The sequence below is a fragment of the Luteimonas pelagia genome (assembly GCF_054776035.1).
On record NZ_BAAHCG010000002.1, the window covers coordinates 87,296 to 103,228 of the forward strand.

Annotated in this window: 10 protein-coding genes; 8 read left to right on the forward strand and 2 right to left on the reverse strand. The window is 72.9% G+C overall.

Annotation, left to right across the window (positions count from 1 at the left end; translation table 11 throughout):
- Positions 1 to 41: 41 nt before the first annotated feature.
- Together ACYU7H_RS05465 and tsaB are read left to right on the forward strand one after the other, a co-directional pair.
- Positions 42 to 2,093 (forward strand): ATP-dependent DNA helicase, encoded by a 2,052-nt coding sequence (locus tag ACYU7H_RS05465; RefSeq protein WP_460813156.1) that lies wholly within the window; start codon positions 42 to 44, stop codon positions 2,091 to 2,093.
- A 25-nt stretch (positions 2,094 to 2,118) separates the two neighbouring features.
- Positions 2,119 to 2,814 carry a tRNA (adenosine(37)-N6)-threonylcarbamoyltransferase complex dimerization subunit type 1 TsaB gene (gene tsaB / locus ACYU7H_RS05470; protein ID WP_460813157.1) on the forward strand — a complete coding sequence of 232 codons (696 nt, stop codon included), beginning with the start codon at positions 2,119 to 2,121 and terminating at the stop codon, positions 2,812 to 2,814.
- Positions 2,815 to 2,834: 20 nt separating this feature from the next.
- Here tsaB and ACYU7H_RS05475 read toward each other — a convergent pair whose 3' ends face one another.
- Positions 2,835 to 3,725: an energy transducer TonB gene (locus ACYU7H_RS05475; RefSeq protein ID WP_460813158.1), complete on the reverse strand. Its 891-nt coding sequence runs from the start codon at positions 3,723 to 3,725 to the stop codon at positions 2,835 to 2,837.
- Positions 3,722 to 4,687 carry a glutathione synthase gene (gshB, locus tag ACYU7H_RS05480; RefSeq protein WP_460813159.1) on the reverse strand — a complete coding sequence of 322 codons (966 nt, stop codon included), beginning with the start codon at positions 4,685 to 4,687 and terminating at the stop codon, positions 3,722 to 3,724. Before gshB ends, ACYU7H_RS05475 begins: the two co-directional genes overlap by 4 nt.
- Before the next feature lie 212 nt (positions 4,688 to 4,899).
- Between gshB and pilG the strand changes: the two genes are divergently transcribed.
- From pilG to ACYU7H_RS05510, 6 genes are all read left to right on the forward strand, one after another.
- Positions 4,900 to 5,298, forward strand: a complete 399-nt coding sequence (gene pilG, locus ACYU7H_RS05485; protein WP_460813951.1) for a twitching motility response regulator PilG — start codon at positions 4,900 to 4,902, stop codon at positions 5,296 to 5,298.
- 19 nt (positions 5,299 to 5,317) lie between these two features.
- Positions 5,318 to 5,683 carry a response regulator gene (locus ACYU7H_RS05490; RefSeq protein WP_460813160.1) on the forward strand — a complete coding sequence of 122 codons (366 nt, stop codon included), beginning with the start codon at positions 5,318 to 5,320 and terminating at the stop codon, positions 5,681 to 5,683.
- A gap of 1 nt (position 5,684) precedes the next feature.
- Positions 5,685 to 6,239: a chemotaxis protein CheW gene (locus tag ACYU7H_RS05495; protein ID WP_460813161.1), complete on the forward strand. Its 555-nt coding sequence runs from the start codon at positions 5,685 to 5,687 to the stop codon at positions 6,237 to 6,239.
- A gap of 34 nt (positions 6,240 to 6,273) precedes the next feature.
- Complete coding sequence (locus ACYU7H_RS05500) at positions 6,274 to 8,280, forward strand: methyl-accepting chemotaxis protein (protein WP_460813162.1); 2,007 nt, start codon at positions 6,274 to 6,276, stop codon at positions 8,278 to 8,280.
- Between the two features lie 88 nt (positions 8,281 to 8,368).
- Positions 8,369 to 14,434: an Hpt domain-containing protein gene (locus ACYU7H_RS05505; RefSeq protein WP_460813163.1), complete on the forward strand. Its 6,066-nt coding sequence runs from the start codon at positions 8,369 to 8,371 to the stop codon at positions 14,432 to 14,434.
- Positions 14,427 to 15,845, forward strand: coding sequence for a chemotaxis protein CheB (locus ACYU7H_RS05510; RefSeq protein WP_460813164.1), 1,419 nt, complete (start codon positions 14,427 to 14,429; stop codon positions 15,843 to 15,845). The genes ACYU7H_RS05505 and ACYU7H_RS05510 overlap by 8 nt, the downstream gene beginning before the upstream one ends.
- Positions 15,846 to 15,933: the final 88 nt, after the last annotated feature.

A 15,933-nucleotide genomic window follows, 5' to 3' on the forward strand; every position in this document is an offset into this window, starting at 1 on the left:
CCCGTGATGAACGGCGCGCCATGCGCGCCCGTGCACTCCAGATGTCCCAACTGACCGAAGCCACGCGCGCCGCCCTCTCCGAGGGGGGTGCGCTCGCGGGCGACCTGCCGGGCTTCGTGCCGCGGCCGGCGCAGCAGCGACTGGCCGGATCCGTCGCGTCCGCGTTCGAGTCGCGCGGGGAACTCCTCGCCGAGGCGGGCACCGGAACGGGCAAGACGTTCGCCTACCTCGTACCGGCGCTGCTTTCGGGGCTGCGCACGATCGTGTCGACCGGCACGCGTGCGCTGCAGGACCAGCTCTACCACCGCGACCTGCCGCGCGTGCGCGACGCGCTCGGAACGGGGCTGAAGACGGCACTGCTCAAGGGGCGTGCCAACTACCTGTGCCGCTACCGGCTGGAACAGGCCAAGGGCGAGCCGAAGCTCGCCTCGCGCGAGCAGGTGGCCCAGTTCCAGCGCATCGTCGCGTGGTCGGGCCGCACGCGCGCCGGCGACCTGGCCGAACTCGAGTCGCTTCCCGAGGATTCGCCCCTCTGGCCGCTGGTCACCAGCACGGCGGACAACTGCCTCGGGTCCGAATGCCCCTTCTGGGACGAGTGCTTCGTCGTCCAGGCCCGCCAGCGCGCGCAGGCCGCCGACCTCGTGGTGGTGAACCACCACCTGCTGCTGGCGGACCTCGCGCTCAGGCAGGAGGGCTTCGGCGAGATCCTGCCCGGGGCGGAGGCGTTCGTGGTCGACGAGGCCCACCAGTTGCCGGACCTGGCGGCGCAGTTCTTCGGCGAGGCGCTGAGCGCGCGGCCGCTGGTGGAGCTCGCGCGCGACGCGCTCGGGGAATGCCGCGACGTCCCCGGCGCGCTGGCCGTGCTGCAGGCGCCGGCGATGCGACTGGAGCAGTCGGTGCGCGCGCTGCGCGCGGCGATGGAACCGCTGCCGCAGCGTGGCACGCGGTCGCAGGCCCTGTCGGCCGGCGACGTCGTCGCGGCACTGGACACGCTGGGCGAGGCGCTCGCCGGTCTTGCCGAATCACTGGGGCCGCTCCGCGATGCCTCCCCGGGCATGGAGGGTTGCCACGCCCGCGCGCGCGAGTTCGCCACCCGCCTGGCCCGCTGGCGAGGGGAGGAGGAAATGGGGGAAAGGGAGTCAGGTTCACCTTCGTCCGACAGCGTCGCAGCAGACACGCCATCACAGGAAAACGAACCTGACCCCATTTCCGTGCACTGGTTCGAGCTGACGCCACGCGGTTTCAGGCTCAGCCGCACGCCGCTCGACGTCTCCGCCCCGCTGGCCGCGCACCGCGCGCAATCGCGCGCGGCCTGGGTGTTCACCTCCGCGACCCTGTCGGTGGCCGGCGGCTTCGACCACATCGCCGCGCGCCTGGGCCTGTCGTCGCCCGCGACGCTGCTCGAGCCAAGCCCCTTCGACTGGGCACGGCAGGCGCTGTGCTACCTGCCCACCCGCATGCCGCCGCCGATGGACCGCGGCTACACGTCCGCCGTGGTCGACGCGGTCTGGCCGGTGCTGGAGGCATCGGCCGGACGCGCGTTCCTGCTGTTCGCGTCGCACCGTGCGCTGCGCGAGGCGGCCGCGGCGCTGCGCGAGGCGAAGGCTCCCTGGCCCCTGTTCGTGCAGGGCGAGGGGCCCCGCCACCTCCTGCTGCAGCAGTTCCGCGGCTCGGGCAACGGCGTGCTGCTGGGCGCGGCGAGCTTCCGCGAGGGCGTCGACGTGGCGGGCGACGCGTTGTCGGTCGTGGTGGTCGACAAGCTGCCGTTCGCGGCGCCGGACGATCCGGTGTTCGAGGCGCGGCTGGAGGCGATCCGCCGCGCGGGCGGCAACCCGTTCCGCGACGAGCAGTTGCCCCAGGCGGTCATCGCGCTCAAGCAGGGCGTCGGCCGGCTGATCCGCACCGAGACCGACCGCGGCATCCTCGTGCTCTGCGATCCCCGCCTCGTCGGCAAGTCCTACGGGCGCGTGTTCCTCGATTCGCTGCCGCCGCTGCCCAGGACGCGTTCTGTGGACGACGTGGCGGCGTTCTTCCACCGCGACGACGCGCGCCCGCGCGCGGCGGGCGGCGTATCCTCTCCGGCCGGCCCGTGACCGGCCGCACGCCCGGTTCCCGCGAATGAGACTCCTCGCCTTCGAGACCTCGACCGAAGCTTGTTCCGTCGCGCTGTGGCTCGACGGCGAGGTGCGCGAGCGGTTCGAGGTCGCGCCGCGCCGGCATGCCGAACTCTCGCTGCCCTGGGCCCAGGCGTTGCTCGACGAGGCGGGCCTGGCGCGCAGCCAGCTGGACGCGATCGCGGTCGGCCGGGGTCCCGGTGCGTTCACCGGCGTGCGCCTCGGGATCTCGATGGCGCAGGGCATCGCGCTCGCGCTCGACCGGCCGGTGGTGCCGGTGTCCACGCTCGCGGCGCTCGCGATGCAGGGTCGGGGCGCGCGCGTGCTGGCGGCCATCGACGCGCGCATGGGCGAGGTCTACTGGGATGCGTACGAATGCGTGGGCGGCGAGCCCCGGTCGCTCGCCGGCGAACGGGTGGATCCGCCCGGCGCGGTCGAACCGCCCGGCGATGCAGGCGGGTGGCACGGGGTCGGCACGGGTTTCGACGCCGTCGATGGCGCGCTCCGCGAGCATCTGGAGGCGCGCCTGGCGGCGGTCGACGCGAAGTCGCTGCCGCGGGCCGCGGATGTCGCGCGCCTCGGGGCCCATGCGGCCGCGCGCGGCGAACTGCTCGCGCCCGAACGCGTCGAGCCGGCCTACCTGCGCAACCGCGTCGCGCTCACGCTCGTCGAACAGGCACGGGCGCGCGAAGGCCGCTGAGCGGCGCGGCCCGCCCGGGCTCACCGGTCGACCAGCCCGCCCCCCGGCAGGAACTGCCAGGTCCGGGTGACGTGCAGCACGTCGATGTCCTCGACCGTCGCCGGCAGCGGCGGGTAGGGCTCGGCGAGGCGGGCGATGCGCAATGCGGCGTCGTCGAGCAGGCGGTGGCCGCTCGACTGGATCACGTCCGCGCGCTCGACCGAGCCGTCGCGCCGGATCGCCACGCTGATCACCAGCTGGCCGGCCAGCCGCCGGCGCCGGGCCTCGTCCGGGTAGTTGAGGTTGCCGATCCGCTCGACGCGGTCCACCCATTCGCGCAGGTAGCCCGCCCAGGCGTATTCCTTCGTGCTGGCGGACACGAACTTGCGTTTCGGGCGCTTGGCGTAGCGTTCGGTCCGCATGTGGATCTCGGCCGCCAGCCGCGCCATGGCCTGGTCGCGTTCGATCTTCTCGCGTCCCTCGGGCAGCGGACGCACGTCCGTCTCGGGCGGCGTCTGGCGGGGCGTCGGCATCGCCTCGGCGCCGCGCGTGCTGGCAAGCAGCCGGTCGCGCGGCGGCGGTTGCGGGGCAGGCGACTGCGCGCGCTGCTGCAGGGGCGCGTCGCCGGGGGTCTCGCGGGGCACCTGTCCGGCCTGCGGGTCGCGCGGCCGGCGCGGGGTCTCGTGCTCGCCGCCGCCGACGTTGCTGGCCTGGGCGAGGAAGTCGGCCTGCTCGGGCGTCAGCGCGCTGCGCGTGCCGGTCAGGATCACGTCGAGCGTCGGCACCACGGGGGCGGCGTCCTCGAGGGCGAAGCCCACCCCCAGCACCACCATCGCGTGCAGCAGCAGCGACAGCACGGTGGTCGCGCCCAGGCGCTGGCCATCGCCGAGCGGCACGGGCGCGGGCAGGGGCGGGGCGTGGGCCGAGGTCACGGGGTGCGGTGAGCCGCCTCGATGGCATCGAACAGCATGCCGGCGATGTTCGACCCGGTCGCCGCGTCGATCTCGCGGATGCAGGTGGGGCTGGTGACGTTGACCTCGGTCAGGAAGTCGCCGATGACGTCCAGGCCCACGAACCGCATCCCGCGCCGGCGCATCTCGGGCCCCACCTGCGCCGCGATCCAGCGGTCGCGCTCGCTGAGCGGCCGCGCCACGCCCCGTCCGCCCACGGCGAGGTTGCCCCTGAACTCGTCGCCCTGCGGGATGCGCGCCAGGCAGTGGTCGACCGGCTCGCCGTCGACCAGCAGGATCCGCTTGTCGCCCTGGCTGATCTCCGGGATCCACCGTTGGGCCATGGCGAAGTGCCGGCCGCCCGCGGTGAGCGTCTCGAGGATGACGTTGAGGTTGGCGTCCCCGTGGCTGGCACGGAAGATCGAGCGCCCGCCCATGCCGTCCAGCGGCTTGAGCACGGCGTCCCGGTGGGCGTGGACGAACGCCTTGAGGTCGCTGGCATGGCGGCTGACCAGGGTCGGCGGGCAGCACTGCGGGAACAGCAGCGCGGCGAGCTTCTCGTTGTAGTCGCGCAGCCCCTGCGGGTCGTTGACCACGCGCGCCCCCTGCGACTGCGCGATCCCCAGGACGAGGCTGTCGTGCAGGTAGTCGGCGTCCACCGGGGGGTCCTTGCGCATCAGCACCAGGTCGTTCGCGCCGAAGGCGCGGGTCGACGCGTCGCCCAGCGTGTACCAGTCCGCCGGATCGTCGCGGACCGCCAGCGGCGCCACGCGCGCGCGCGCCTCGCCGCCGGCCAGCGAGAGGCCGCCGGGCAGCACGTAATGCACGGGCCAGCCGCGGCGCTGCGCCTCCAGCAGCATGGCGAAGGTGGAGTCCTTGGCGGTGTTGATCGACCCGATCGGGTCCATCACCACGACCACGTCGGGCGGCGCTGCGCTGGCCATGCGGTCCGGTCCGGAATCGCGGGAGGCGCGATCGTAGCAAGGCCCGCGCGGCGCCCACCGGGCCCGTGGCGTGAGCCGGGTCGCATCGCCGCGTTCAGGTTCCCGCGCGAGCGGGGCGCGGCTTGACACGTCGCCTTCGGACTGGGATATAGACGGTCGTTCTCGCGATGCCGGCGCACGCCGACCGGGTCGCGTTCCAGGGGAAAAACACGATGCAGGACGAGGGTCGGCCCAGCAGCCTCGAAGGCTTGCGGGTCATGGTGATCGACGATTCGAAGACGATCCGGCGCACGGCCGAGACGCTGCTCAAGCGGGAGGGCTGCGAGGTGGTGACCGCCACCGACGGCTTCGAGGCCCTGGCCAAGATCGCCGACCAGCAGCCGCAGCTGATCTTCGTGGACATCATGATGCCGCGCCTGGACGGCTACCAGACCTGCGCGCTGATCAAGAACAACCAGTTGTTCAAGCAGACGCCGGTCATCATGCTGTCCTCCAAGGACGGCCTGTTCGACAAGGCGCGCGGCCGCATCGTCGGCTCCGAGCAGTACCTCACCAAGCCGTTCACGCGCGAGGAGCTCCTCGACGCGATCCGCAAGCACGTCAACGCCTGACCGGGGGGCAGGCAATCGCATGGCACGCATTCTCCTGATCGAGGACTCGCCGACCGACACGGCGGTGCTCACCCAGCTGCTCGAGCGCAACGGCCACCAGGTGCTGACCTCCGGGAGCGCCGAGGACGGCATCCCGATGTGCAAGCGCGAGCTGCCGGACCTTGTCCTCATGGACGTGGTGCTGCCGGGCATGAACGGCTTCCAGGCCACCCGCGCGCTGTCGCGCGACGCGGCGACCAGCGCCATCCCGGTGCTGATCGTCAGCACCAAGGGGATGGAGACCGACAAGGCCTGGGGCCTGCGCCAGGGCGCGAAGGACTACATCGTCAAGCCGCCGCGCGAGGACGCGCTGATCGCCCGGATCAACGAGCTCCTCGGCGGCTGACATGGCCGACCGGACTCCCCGCGGCGGCGCCACGCCGTTCGAGATCGTCGCCGACTACGAGCGCAAGAGCCTGGCGCATGTCGCCGGCCTGCCGGAGCAGCTCGACGCGCCCGGCCTGTGGCGCGGCGTGGGCTACCGCATCGGCCGCCAGCGCCTGGCGTCGGGCTTCGGCGAAGTGGTGGAGATCCTGACCCTGCCCGTGGTCACGCCCGTGCCCGGCTCGCAGCCGTGGATGCTCGGCGTCGCCAACGTCCGCGGCAACCTGCTGCCGGTCGTCGACCTCAAGCAGTTCCTGGAAGGCGAGCGGACCGTCGTGCACGAGGGGCAGCGGATGCTCGTCGTGCGCCAGCCCGGCGGCGACGTGGCGGTGCTGATCGACGAGCTGTACGGCCAGCGCAGCTTCAACGAGCCGCAGATGATCGACGCCGCCGAGGTCGCCACCGGCCGCTACGCCCATTTCGTCGACCGTGCCTACCGGCTCGGAGACCACCCCTGGGGGGTGTTCAGCCTGGAACGGCTGGCCCGCACGCCCGAGTTCAGACAAGCCGCGGCCTGAGCCGCCGACAAGACGCAGCAACGAGGTCAGACCCATGAGCACCACGATGGACAACGTTACCGGCAAGGCCCGCAACCTCGGGGTCAACTTCTGGCTGATCGTGCTGGCGATCTCCGTCGTGGTGCTGGCCGCCAATACCGGCGTCGCGACCTGGCAGGGCGGTCGCCTGGCGGGCGCGAGCACGTCCGCCGCCGACCTGCAGGTGCTTTCGCAGCAGCTCGCGATCCAGGGCCAGGAATCGGTCGCCGGCGACGCCGAGGCGTTCGCCGATTTCCGCGAGACCAAGCAGGCCATCGACCAGGACGTGAAGACGCTCCAGGATCGCTACGGCAACGAGCCCGGCGTCGGTGGCGAGATCGCCGAGACGGCGCAGACCTGGGCGCCGATGGCCGAGAGCGCTGAACAGCTGCTCGCCTCGCAGGAGGCGGTGCTCGGCCTTGCCGGCAACGCGCAGACGTTCAACGCCCGCGTCCCCGACCTGCAGGCGCAGCTCAACGAGGCGGTCCGCGGCCTGTCGGCCGGCGGCGCCCCGCCGGCGCAGGTCTACAACGCGCTGCAGATGGTCGTGACGTCGGCGGCGATGGCCCGCCGCATCGCGGAGATCCAGGCCGGCGGCGCCGGCGCGCCGCTCGCGGGCGATGCGCTGGCGCGCGACGCCGCGCTGTTCGACCGGAACATGGCGGCGCTGCGCGAGGGCGACAACCGCGTCACCGCGGGCGGCGCCGTCGCCTCGCTCAACCAGGCGAACACCGTGTGGACGGAGATGAAGGAGGCGCTGGACGCCATCCTCGCCGCCTCGCAGAACCTGTTCGCGGCGCAGGCGGCCGCCGAGTCGCTGACCGCGCGCTCGGACCAGCTGCTCGCGGACGCGCGCAACCTCTTCGACGCGTTCACCGCCTTCGGTTCGGTGCGCGACACCCGGCCGTTCCCGAATTTCTGGATCGGCGTCGCGGCCGGCATCGCGCTGCTGGTGTCCATCGCCGGCCTGCTGTTCGCGCTGTACCGCCAGCAGCAGAAGCGCTACCAGACCACCAAGGAGCTCAATGACCGCAACCAGGAGGCGATCATGCGCCTGCTGGACGAGATGGGCTCGCTCGCGGAAGGCGACCTGACCGTCAAGGCCACGGTCACCGAGGACATGACCGGCGCGATCGCGGACTCGATCAACTTCGCCGTCGAGCAGCTGCGCAGCCTGGTGCAGACGATCACCGACACCTCGGTGCAGGTGGCGTCCAGCGCGCAGGAGACGCAGGCCACCGCCATGCACCTGGCCGAGGCCGCCGAGCACCAGGCGCAGGAGATCAACTCCGCGTCCAACCGGATCACCGAGATCGCGGCCAGCATCGACCAGGTCTCGAAGAACTCCGCCGAATCGGCCGAGGTGGCGCAGCGCTCGGTGCGGATCGCGACCAACGGCGCCGGTGTCGTGCGCCAGACGATCGCGGGCATGGACTCGATCCGCGACCAGATCCAGGAGACGTCGAAGCGGATCAAGCGACTCGGTGAAAGCTCCCAGGAAATCGGCTCGATCGTCGAACTGATCAACGACATCTCCGAGCAGACGAACATCCTCGCGCTGAACGCGGCCATCCAGGCGGCGTCCGCGGGCGAGGCGGGCCGCGGCTTCGCGGTCGTCGCCGACGAAGTGCAGCGACTCGCCGAGCGCGCCTCCAACGCGACCAAGCGCATCGAGACGCTGGTGCAGACGATTCAGGCCGACACCAACGAAGCCGTCAGCTCGATGGAGCAGACGACTTCCGAGGTGGTCGCGGGCGCCCGGCTGGCCGAGGACGCCGGTACCGCGCTGGGCGAGATCGAAAAGGTGTCGTCCGACCTGTCGAACCTCATCCAGGGCATCTCGACCGCGGCGCAGCAGCAGTCCGGCGCGGCGGCCAACATCACCCAGGCGATGAACACCATCCAGCAGATCACGACGCAGACCTCGCAGGGCGCCAGCCAGACCGCCGAGTCGATCGGCAACCTGGCCCAGCTCGCCGCGGACCTGCGTCGCTCGGTCGCCGACTTCAAGCTGCCGGCCTGACCGCGGGGACGTTCGCCAGGATGAGCCGTACCGCACCCGGACGCAGCGCGACGCGCGACGCCCCGACCGACCGCAAGGGAGGCGGGCGATGAGCGCGATCAGCGACGCCATCGACACGACCACGCTCGGCTGGATCAAGCCGGAGCTGGACGAGACCCTGCGCCAGGCCCGGCACGAGATCGAGGCCTTCGCGGACGAGCCCAGCGACACCAGCCGCATGCGCTTCTGCGCCGGGTTCCTGCACCAGGTGCACGGCACGCTGCGGATGGTCGAGCTGTACGCCCCGGCCATGGTGGCCGAGGAGATGGAGCGGCTCGCGCAGTCGCTGGCCGGGCCGGGCGTGCCGGACCACGAGGACGCCTGCGCGGCGCTGATGCGCGGCGTGGTCCAGCTGCCGGACTACCTGGAGCGCCTGCAGGGCGGCCACCGCGACATCCCCGTGGTGCTGCTGCCGCTGCTCAACGAATTGCGCGCCGCGCGTGGCGAAGGCGGCCTGTCGGAAAGCGTGCTGTTCTCGCCCGACCTTGACCGGCCGCTCCCCGAGACGCTCGCCGCGCCCACGCCGCAACCGCGGCAGGCCCGCCAGGCCGAACAGTCGGGCCATCTGGATGCGCTGCGCGACGCGCTGGCGCAGTGGCCCGAGGATGGCGCGCCCGCCGATGCCGCCGCGCTCGCGGCCGCCATCGACGGGCTGCTCGCGAGCGCGGGCCACGAAGCCGAACGCCGCATGCTGTGGGTCGCCGAAGGCGTGGCCGAGGCGATCCGCGACGGCGCGCTCGCCTCCTCCGCGTCGCTGCGCCAGGCGTTCGCGGCCGTCGAGCGCGAGGCGCGCCGGATGTCGGACGACAACGGCTTCAGCGCGCCGCGCGCCGAACCGACCTTCGAGCCGACCCGCCAGCTGCTCTACCACGTCGCCCACGGGGACGCGGCCCACCCGTCGCTGGACCGGCTGCGCGACACCTTCGCGCTCAACCGCCAGGCGCCGAGCGAATCGGAACTGGCGCACGCGCGCGGCAGCATGAGCGGGCACAACCGCGCACTGCTGGACACCGTGGCGGCGGCGATCAAGGAGGACCTGCTGCGCGTCAAGGACGCGCTCGACCTCCACCTCCGCTCGGGACAGGCCGGCGTCTCCGAACTGCAGCCGCAGGTCGACGCGCTGGGCCGCGTGGCGGACACGCTGGGCATGATGGGCCTGGGCGTTGCGCGCAACGTCGTCCTGCAGCAGCGCGACGCGATGCACGACATCGTCTTCGGCAGCCGCACGGCGGACGAGGGCGCGCTGCTGGACGTGGCGGGTGCGCTGCTCTACGTGGATGCGTCGCTCGACGACCAGGTCGCACGCCTCGGCCTGCCCGACGCCCCTGGCGAGGACATGGCCGCCGGCGAGGCGCGCAAGGTCCTGGACATCCTCGTGCGCGAGGCGATCTCGAACTTCAGCGACGCGCGCCAGGCGTTCGTCGCGTTCGTCGAGACGAGCTGGGACCACGCCGAACTGGCCGAGGTCCCGCGCCTGCTGGAGGAAGTCGCCGGCGCCCTGCGGATCCTCGAACTGCCGCAGCCGGCCGGGTACCTGGCCGGCGTGCGCCGCTACACCGAGGTCGAGCTGATCGGCCGCAAGCGGGTGCCGAACGGCCAGCAGCTGGACACCCTGGCCGATGCGCTCGCCAGCCTCGAGTACTACCTCGAAGCGCTCCGCGACCAGCGGCCCAACCGGGGCGACATCCTCGACATCGCCCGGCAGAGCCTGGAAGGCCTGCGCTACTGGCCGCTGCCGGAAGCCGATGCGGAGACCGGATCGGACGAGGCGATCGAGGCCGGCGCCGACGCGATGGAAGCACCGCGATCCGAGCCGGCCGTCCCGTCCGAACCCGCCTCGCCCGAGCGGCAGGAGGACACGGGCGTGGCGCATGGCGAGGACGCGCATGTCCCGGCCCCGGAGGCGACCGAGGCCGCCGCGCCGGCGGGCGACGCCGCCCCGGCCCCCGTCGAATCGCCGGAGGACGCCACGCCGGTGCCGGCGCCCGTGGGCACCGGGCTGGCGGGCGGCTTCGAATCGAACGAAGACATCGACGACGAGATCCGGGAGGTCTTCCTCGAGGAATTCGAGGAGGAGATCGGAAACCTCGACGCCATGCTGCCCGGCTGGAAGGCGGCGCCGGACGACATGGAGCGCCTGCGGCCGATCCGCCGCGTGTTCCATACGCTCAAGGGCAGCGGCCGGCTGGTGGGCGCGAAGATCCTCGGCGAGTTCAGCTGGAAGGTGGAGAACATGCTCAACCGGGTGCTTGACGGCACCCGCCCCGCCAGTCCGGCGGTGATTGCGCTCGTCGACCAGGCCTTCCTCACCCTGCCGCAGCTGCACGCCGCGCTGAAGGGCGAGGGCACCCTCACCGCCGACCTGGCCGGACTGGAGGCACTCGCCGACCGCGTGGCCGCCGGCGAGGAAGCCTTCCATGCCGCGCCGCGGCCCGACCCGGAACCGCTCGCCGATGCCGGGCAGGCCGAGGCCGAGGTGGCCGCCGGTCGGATGGACGGGGACGCCGCCGGATCGACCGGAGCGATGGAGGACGGGACCGCCGCGGACGTCGGCGTCGACGTCGACGCCGTCGAGACCGTCGAGGCGAGCGTCGACCCGGTCCTGCTGGAAATCCTCGCCGCCGAGGCGGCGGGCCACCTGTTGACGATCGAAGCCTGGCTGGACGCCGCCCGCGCCGCGCCCCGCCAGGCCGACGACGGGCTGCTCCGCGCCGTGCACACGATGAACGGCGCCTTCGCGATGACCGAAGTCCCGTCGATCACCGAGGTGATCACGCCGACGGAAGCCTGGGTGAAGCGCCTGCTGGTCGCGGGCGTTCCCTCCGACGACGCCGGTGTCTCGGCCCTCGAGGACGTGGCCGGAGCGATCCGCAGGACGCTGGACGCGCTGCAGCAGGAGCGCCCGCGCGTGCCGGTGTTCGCGGAACTCGCCGCGCGCATGGTCGCCCTGCGCGACACGCTGCCCGAGGTCCGCCAGCCGGTGCTGCCCACCGACGTCCCGGAGGCCGTGGACGTCACCGACGAGGACCTGGCGGCGGTCGACATGCGGGCGTTCACCGACCTGGTCGACGTGCAGGCCGTGGACGAAGCCGGCGCCCGCGAACGCGAAGCCGGATTGCTGGAAGCCGAGCGGATCCGCGCGGAAGCGCTTGCCGCGGAGGCCCAGGCCGCCGCGCTGGCTGAAGCCGAGGCCGCGGAACGCGTCGCACAGGCGCGCGCCGAGCAGGAGCGTGCCGAGCAGGAACGTGCCGAGCAGGAGCGCGCGGAACAGGAGCGCGCGGAACAGGAGCGCCTCGAGCAGAAGCGTGCCGAGCAGGAGCGTGCCGAGCAGGAACGTGCCGAGCAGGAACGCGCGGAACAGGAGCGCGCGGAACAGGAGCGCCTCGAGCAGGAGCGTGCCGAGCAGGAGCGTGCCGAGCAGGAGCGCCTCGAGCAGGAGCGCCTCGAGCAGGAACGCCTCGAGCAGGAACGCCTCGAGCAGGAACGCCTCGAGCAGGAACGCCTCGAGCAGGAACGCCTCGAGCAGGAACGCCTCGAGCAGGAACGCCTCGAGCAGGAACGCCTCGAGCAGGAACGCGCCGAGCAGGAACGTGCCGAGCAGGAACGTGCCGAGCAGGAACGTGCCGAGCAGGAACGTGCCGAGCAGGAACGCCTCGAGCAGGAGCGCCTCGAGCAGGCGCGCATCGAGCAGGCGAGGGCCGAGGCGCGCGCCCGTGCCGCCGCCATGCCGAAGGTCGAGGCCGCCGCGTCGGTCGAGGATCCGGACGAGCCCTTCGACCTGAGCGACCTCGACCCCGAGCTGGTGGACATCTTCGTGGAGGAGGGCGTCGACCTCCTCGACCATTCCGACGGCCTGCTCGCGCGCCTGCGCGAGGACGCCAACGAGCGCGAAGCGGTCGTCGGCCTCCAGCGCGACCTGCATACCCTCAAGGGTGGCGCGCGAATGGCCGGCATCATGGCCGTCGGCGAGCTGGGCCACACGATGGAATCGCTGCTCGAGGCGGTCGCCGACGGCAAGCGTGACCTGGGCGTCGACGGCATCGACGCGCTCGAGCGCGGCTTCGACCGCCTGCACGCCATGGTGACCCGCGTCGGCGAGCGTCGCGCGATCGCCATGCCGGACGCCCTGATCGCGGAGTTCGACGCGCGGGCACGCGGCGTCGCGCTGCCCGCCGGCGACGCGGCGCCCGCGCTGCGCAAGCCGATGCCTGCGCTCAAGCCGCTGTCGGCGCCGATGGGCGCCGACGACATGGACGAGGAAGAAATCGGCGTCCGCGCGCCCCAGGAACAGGTCCGCATCCGCGCCGACCTGCTGGACCGCCTGGTGAACTACGCGGGCGAGGTCGCCATCTATCGCGCCCGCCTCGAGCAGCAGCTGGGTGCGTTCCGCGGCGCCATGTCGGAGATGGAGCAGACCAACACCCGCCTGCGGGACCAGCTCCGCCGCCTCGACATCGAGACCGAGGCGCAGATCATCGCGCGCTACCAGCGCGAAGAAGCCTCCGACCGGACGTTCGATCCGCTCGAGCTCGACCGCTTCTCCAACCTCCAGCAGCTCTCGCGCGGCCTGGCCGAGTCGGCGAACGACCTGACCAGCCTCCAGGGATCCATGGAGGACCTCACGCGCCAGTACGAGACGCTGCTGCTGCAGCAGTCGCGCGTGAGTTCCGAACTGCAGGAAGGCCTCATGCGCACGCGCATGGTGCCGTTCGAGGCACTCGTGCCCCGGCTGCGGCGCGTGCTCCGGCAGGCCGCCGGCGAGACGGGCAAGCAGGTCCAGCTGAAGCTGGACGGCGCGGCGGGCGAACTCGACCGCAACGTGCTGGAGCGCATGACCGCGCCCCTGGAGCACATGCTGCGCAACTCGATCGCCCACGGCATCGAGGCGCCGGACGCGCGCCGCAAGGCCGGCAAGCCGGAAGAGGGCACCGTGCGCCTGGCGCTCCGGCGCGAAGGCTCGGAAGTGGTCATCGAAGTGGCCGACGACGGCGCCGGCCTGAACCGCGACGGCATCCGCCGGCGGGCCGTCGAACGTGGCCTGATCCGCGAGGACGCGGTCCTCGCCGACAGCGACCTGGACGCGCTGATCCTCGAGCCGGGGTTCTCCACGGCCGAGAACGTCAGCCGGCTCGCGGGCCGCGGCGTCGGCATGGACGTGGTCGCCAGCGAGGTCCGCCAGCTGGGCGGTTCGCTCGACATCCGCTCGATGCCCGGGCGGGGCGTGCACTTCGTCCTGCGCCTGCCGCAGACGCTGGCGGTCACCCAGGCGGCGTTCGTCCGCATCGGCGAGACGACCTTCGCCGTGCCGATCGCCTCGGTCCGCGGCGTGGGCCGCGTCGAGCGCGACGCGCTCGAGGCGGAGGGCGGGATCTACCGCTACGGTGGCGAGGACTACGCGCTGCACGACCTGGGCCGGCTGGTGGGCCACGCCCCGGCCAAGGCCGAGGGGCAACTGCAGATGCCGCTGCTGCTGGTGCGCTCGGGCGACCTGCGGGCCGCGGTCAGCGTGGACCAGGTGCTGGGCAACCGCGAAATCGTGGTCAAGCCCGTCGGTCCGCAGGTGGCGTCGCTGCCCGGCATCTTCGGCGCGACCATCATGGGTGACGGCTCGGTCGTCGTGATCCTCGACGTGGCGCCGCTGGTCCGCCGCCAGGCCGCGCTGCCGCGCGACGCCGAACCGGTCGAACCCGCCGAGCCGGCCCGGCGCGTGCCGCTGGTGATGGTGGTCGACGACTCGATCACCATGCGCAAGGTCACCGGGCGCGTGCTCGAACGCCACAACTTCGAGGTGATGACCGCGAAGGACGGCGTGGACGCGTTGGAGCGCCTGGCCGAGCGTGTGCCGGACCTGATGCTGCTCGACATCGAGATGCCGCGCATGGACGGCTACGAACTGGCGACCGAGATGAAGGCCGACCCCCGCCTGCGCGAGATCCCGATCATGATGATCACCTCGCGCACCGGCGAGAAGCACCGCGAGCGCGCCTTCGCGCTCGGCGTCGAACGCTACCTCGGCAAGCCGTACCAGGAGCACGAACTGCTCAGGAACGTGTTCGAACTGCTGTCCGAGCACGCGCCCGGCACGGCGACGGCACGGGTGGCCGCCGGTGACTGACGCCGGCGCCGCCGTCCGTCGCGTCGCGCTGCTCGCGCGGCCGGGCGCGGCCGCCGATCGCCTGCGGGACGCCCTCGGCGGGATCGGCGTCACGCCGGTCCTGTCTGCCGATCCGCTGGCCACCGAGCCCGGCGCGCTGGCCGACGCCGCGCCCGACGTGCTCGTCGTCGTCCTCGACCCCGTGGTCGAGGACGCCCTCGAGCGGTTCGACGCGGTCCTCGCCGATCCCGGCATCGACGTGCTGTTCGAGGAAGCGGACCTGGCGGTGGCGCGCGAAGGCTGGGATGCCGCGCGCTGGGCCCGGCACCTGTCGGCGAAGCTGCTCAGGCACGGGGACGTGCTGCCCCCGGGCACCGAGCCGGGTCCCGGCGACGACGACGACTCCCTGCCCGGCCCGGGCCGTCCGCCCAGCCCGGCCGAGCTGTCCGAGCCCGGGCTGGAGGCGTTCGACCTGGCCGGCGCGACCGACCTGGCCACCGGCATCCCCGAGGCGACGCGCTTCGATCCGGTGGCCGCGGAGTACGACGCGGCCGACGATGCCGGTCCGGCCGACGCCTCCGGATTCGAATTCGAGGACACCCGTGCGGCCTGGGCCCGGGACGCGGCCGTCGACGACGTCGCGGAAGACGCGATGGCCGAGCGGGTCGACGCCTCCGACCGGGCGGACGCCGAAGTCGACGCGGGCACACCCGCGGCGCCGGCTTCCGCCGGGCTGACCCTCTCGCTCGCCGAGCACGACGCGCCCGCGTCACCGGCGACGCACGCCCCGACGGCGGATCGCCAGCCCAGGGCCCGGGACCTCGCGGACATCGAGCGGCGGATCGCCGCCTTCGCGCTGGAAGATGGTCCGGACGCCGGTACGACCCCCTCGGACGGGGGCGCCGTCCATGCGTCCGGTGCGGTGCTGGTGCTCGCCGGCATCGGCGGCCCGGACGCCGTCCGGCAGTTCATCGGCGGGCTGCCCGCCGGCTTCCCCAGGCCGGTGCTGGTGCAGCAGCGGCTCGACGGTGCGCGCCACGACCGCCTCGTGCAGCAGATGTCGCGGGCCACGAGCCTCCCGGTCGAACTCGCGGAAGCGGGACGCGATGCCCGACCGGGCACGGTCTACATCCTGCCGCCGGACGTGACGATCGCGCCGGGCGGCGCCGGGATCGCCTTCGCGGCCGGGGACGCCGGCACCGCGATCGACGCCCTGCCGGCGGCGGACAGCGCGGTGCTGGTCTTCAGCGGCAGCGACGCGGGGCTGGTCGAGGCGGCGATGCGGCTGGCGGGCGACGGTGCGTACGTCGCCGGCCAGACACCCGGGGAGTGCTACGACGCCGCCGCGCCGGAGGCGGTGGTGGCCGGCGGCGGGCCGTCGGGCCGGCCGGCAGAACTCGCGCAGCAACTCGTTGCGCGCTGGAACGCTTAGGAACGGACAGGCAATGGGCAAGCGCAACAAGCAGCGTCGGGGTGGGCGGAACGCGCCCCAGCAGGCGAAGCCGGAGGGGGCTCCAGCG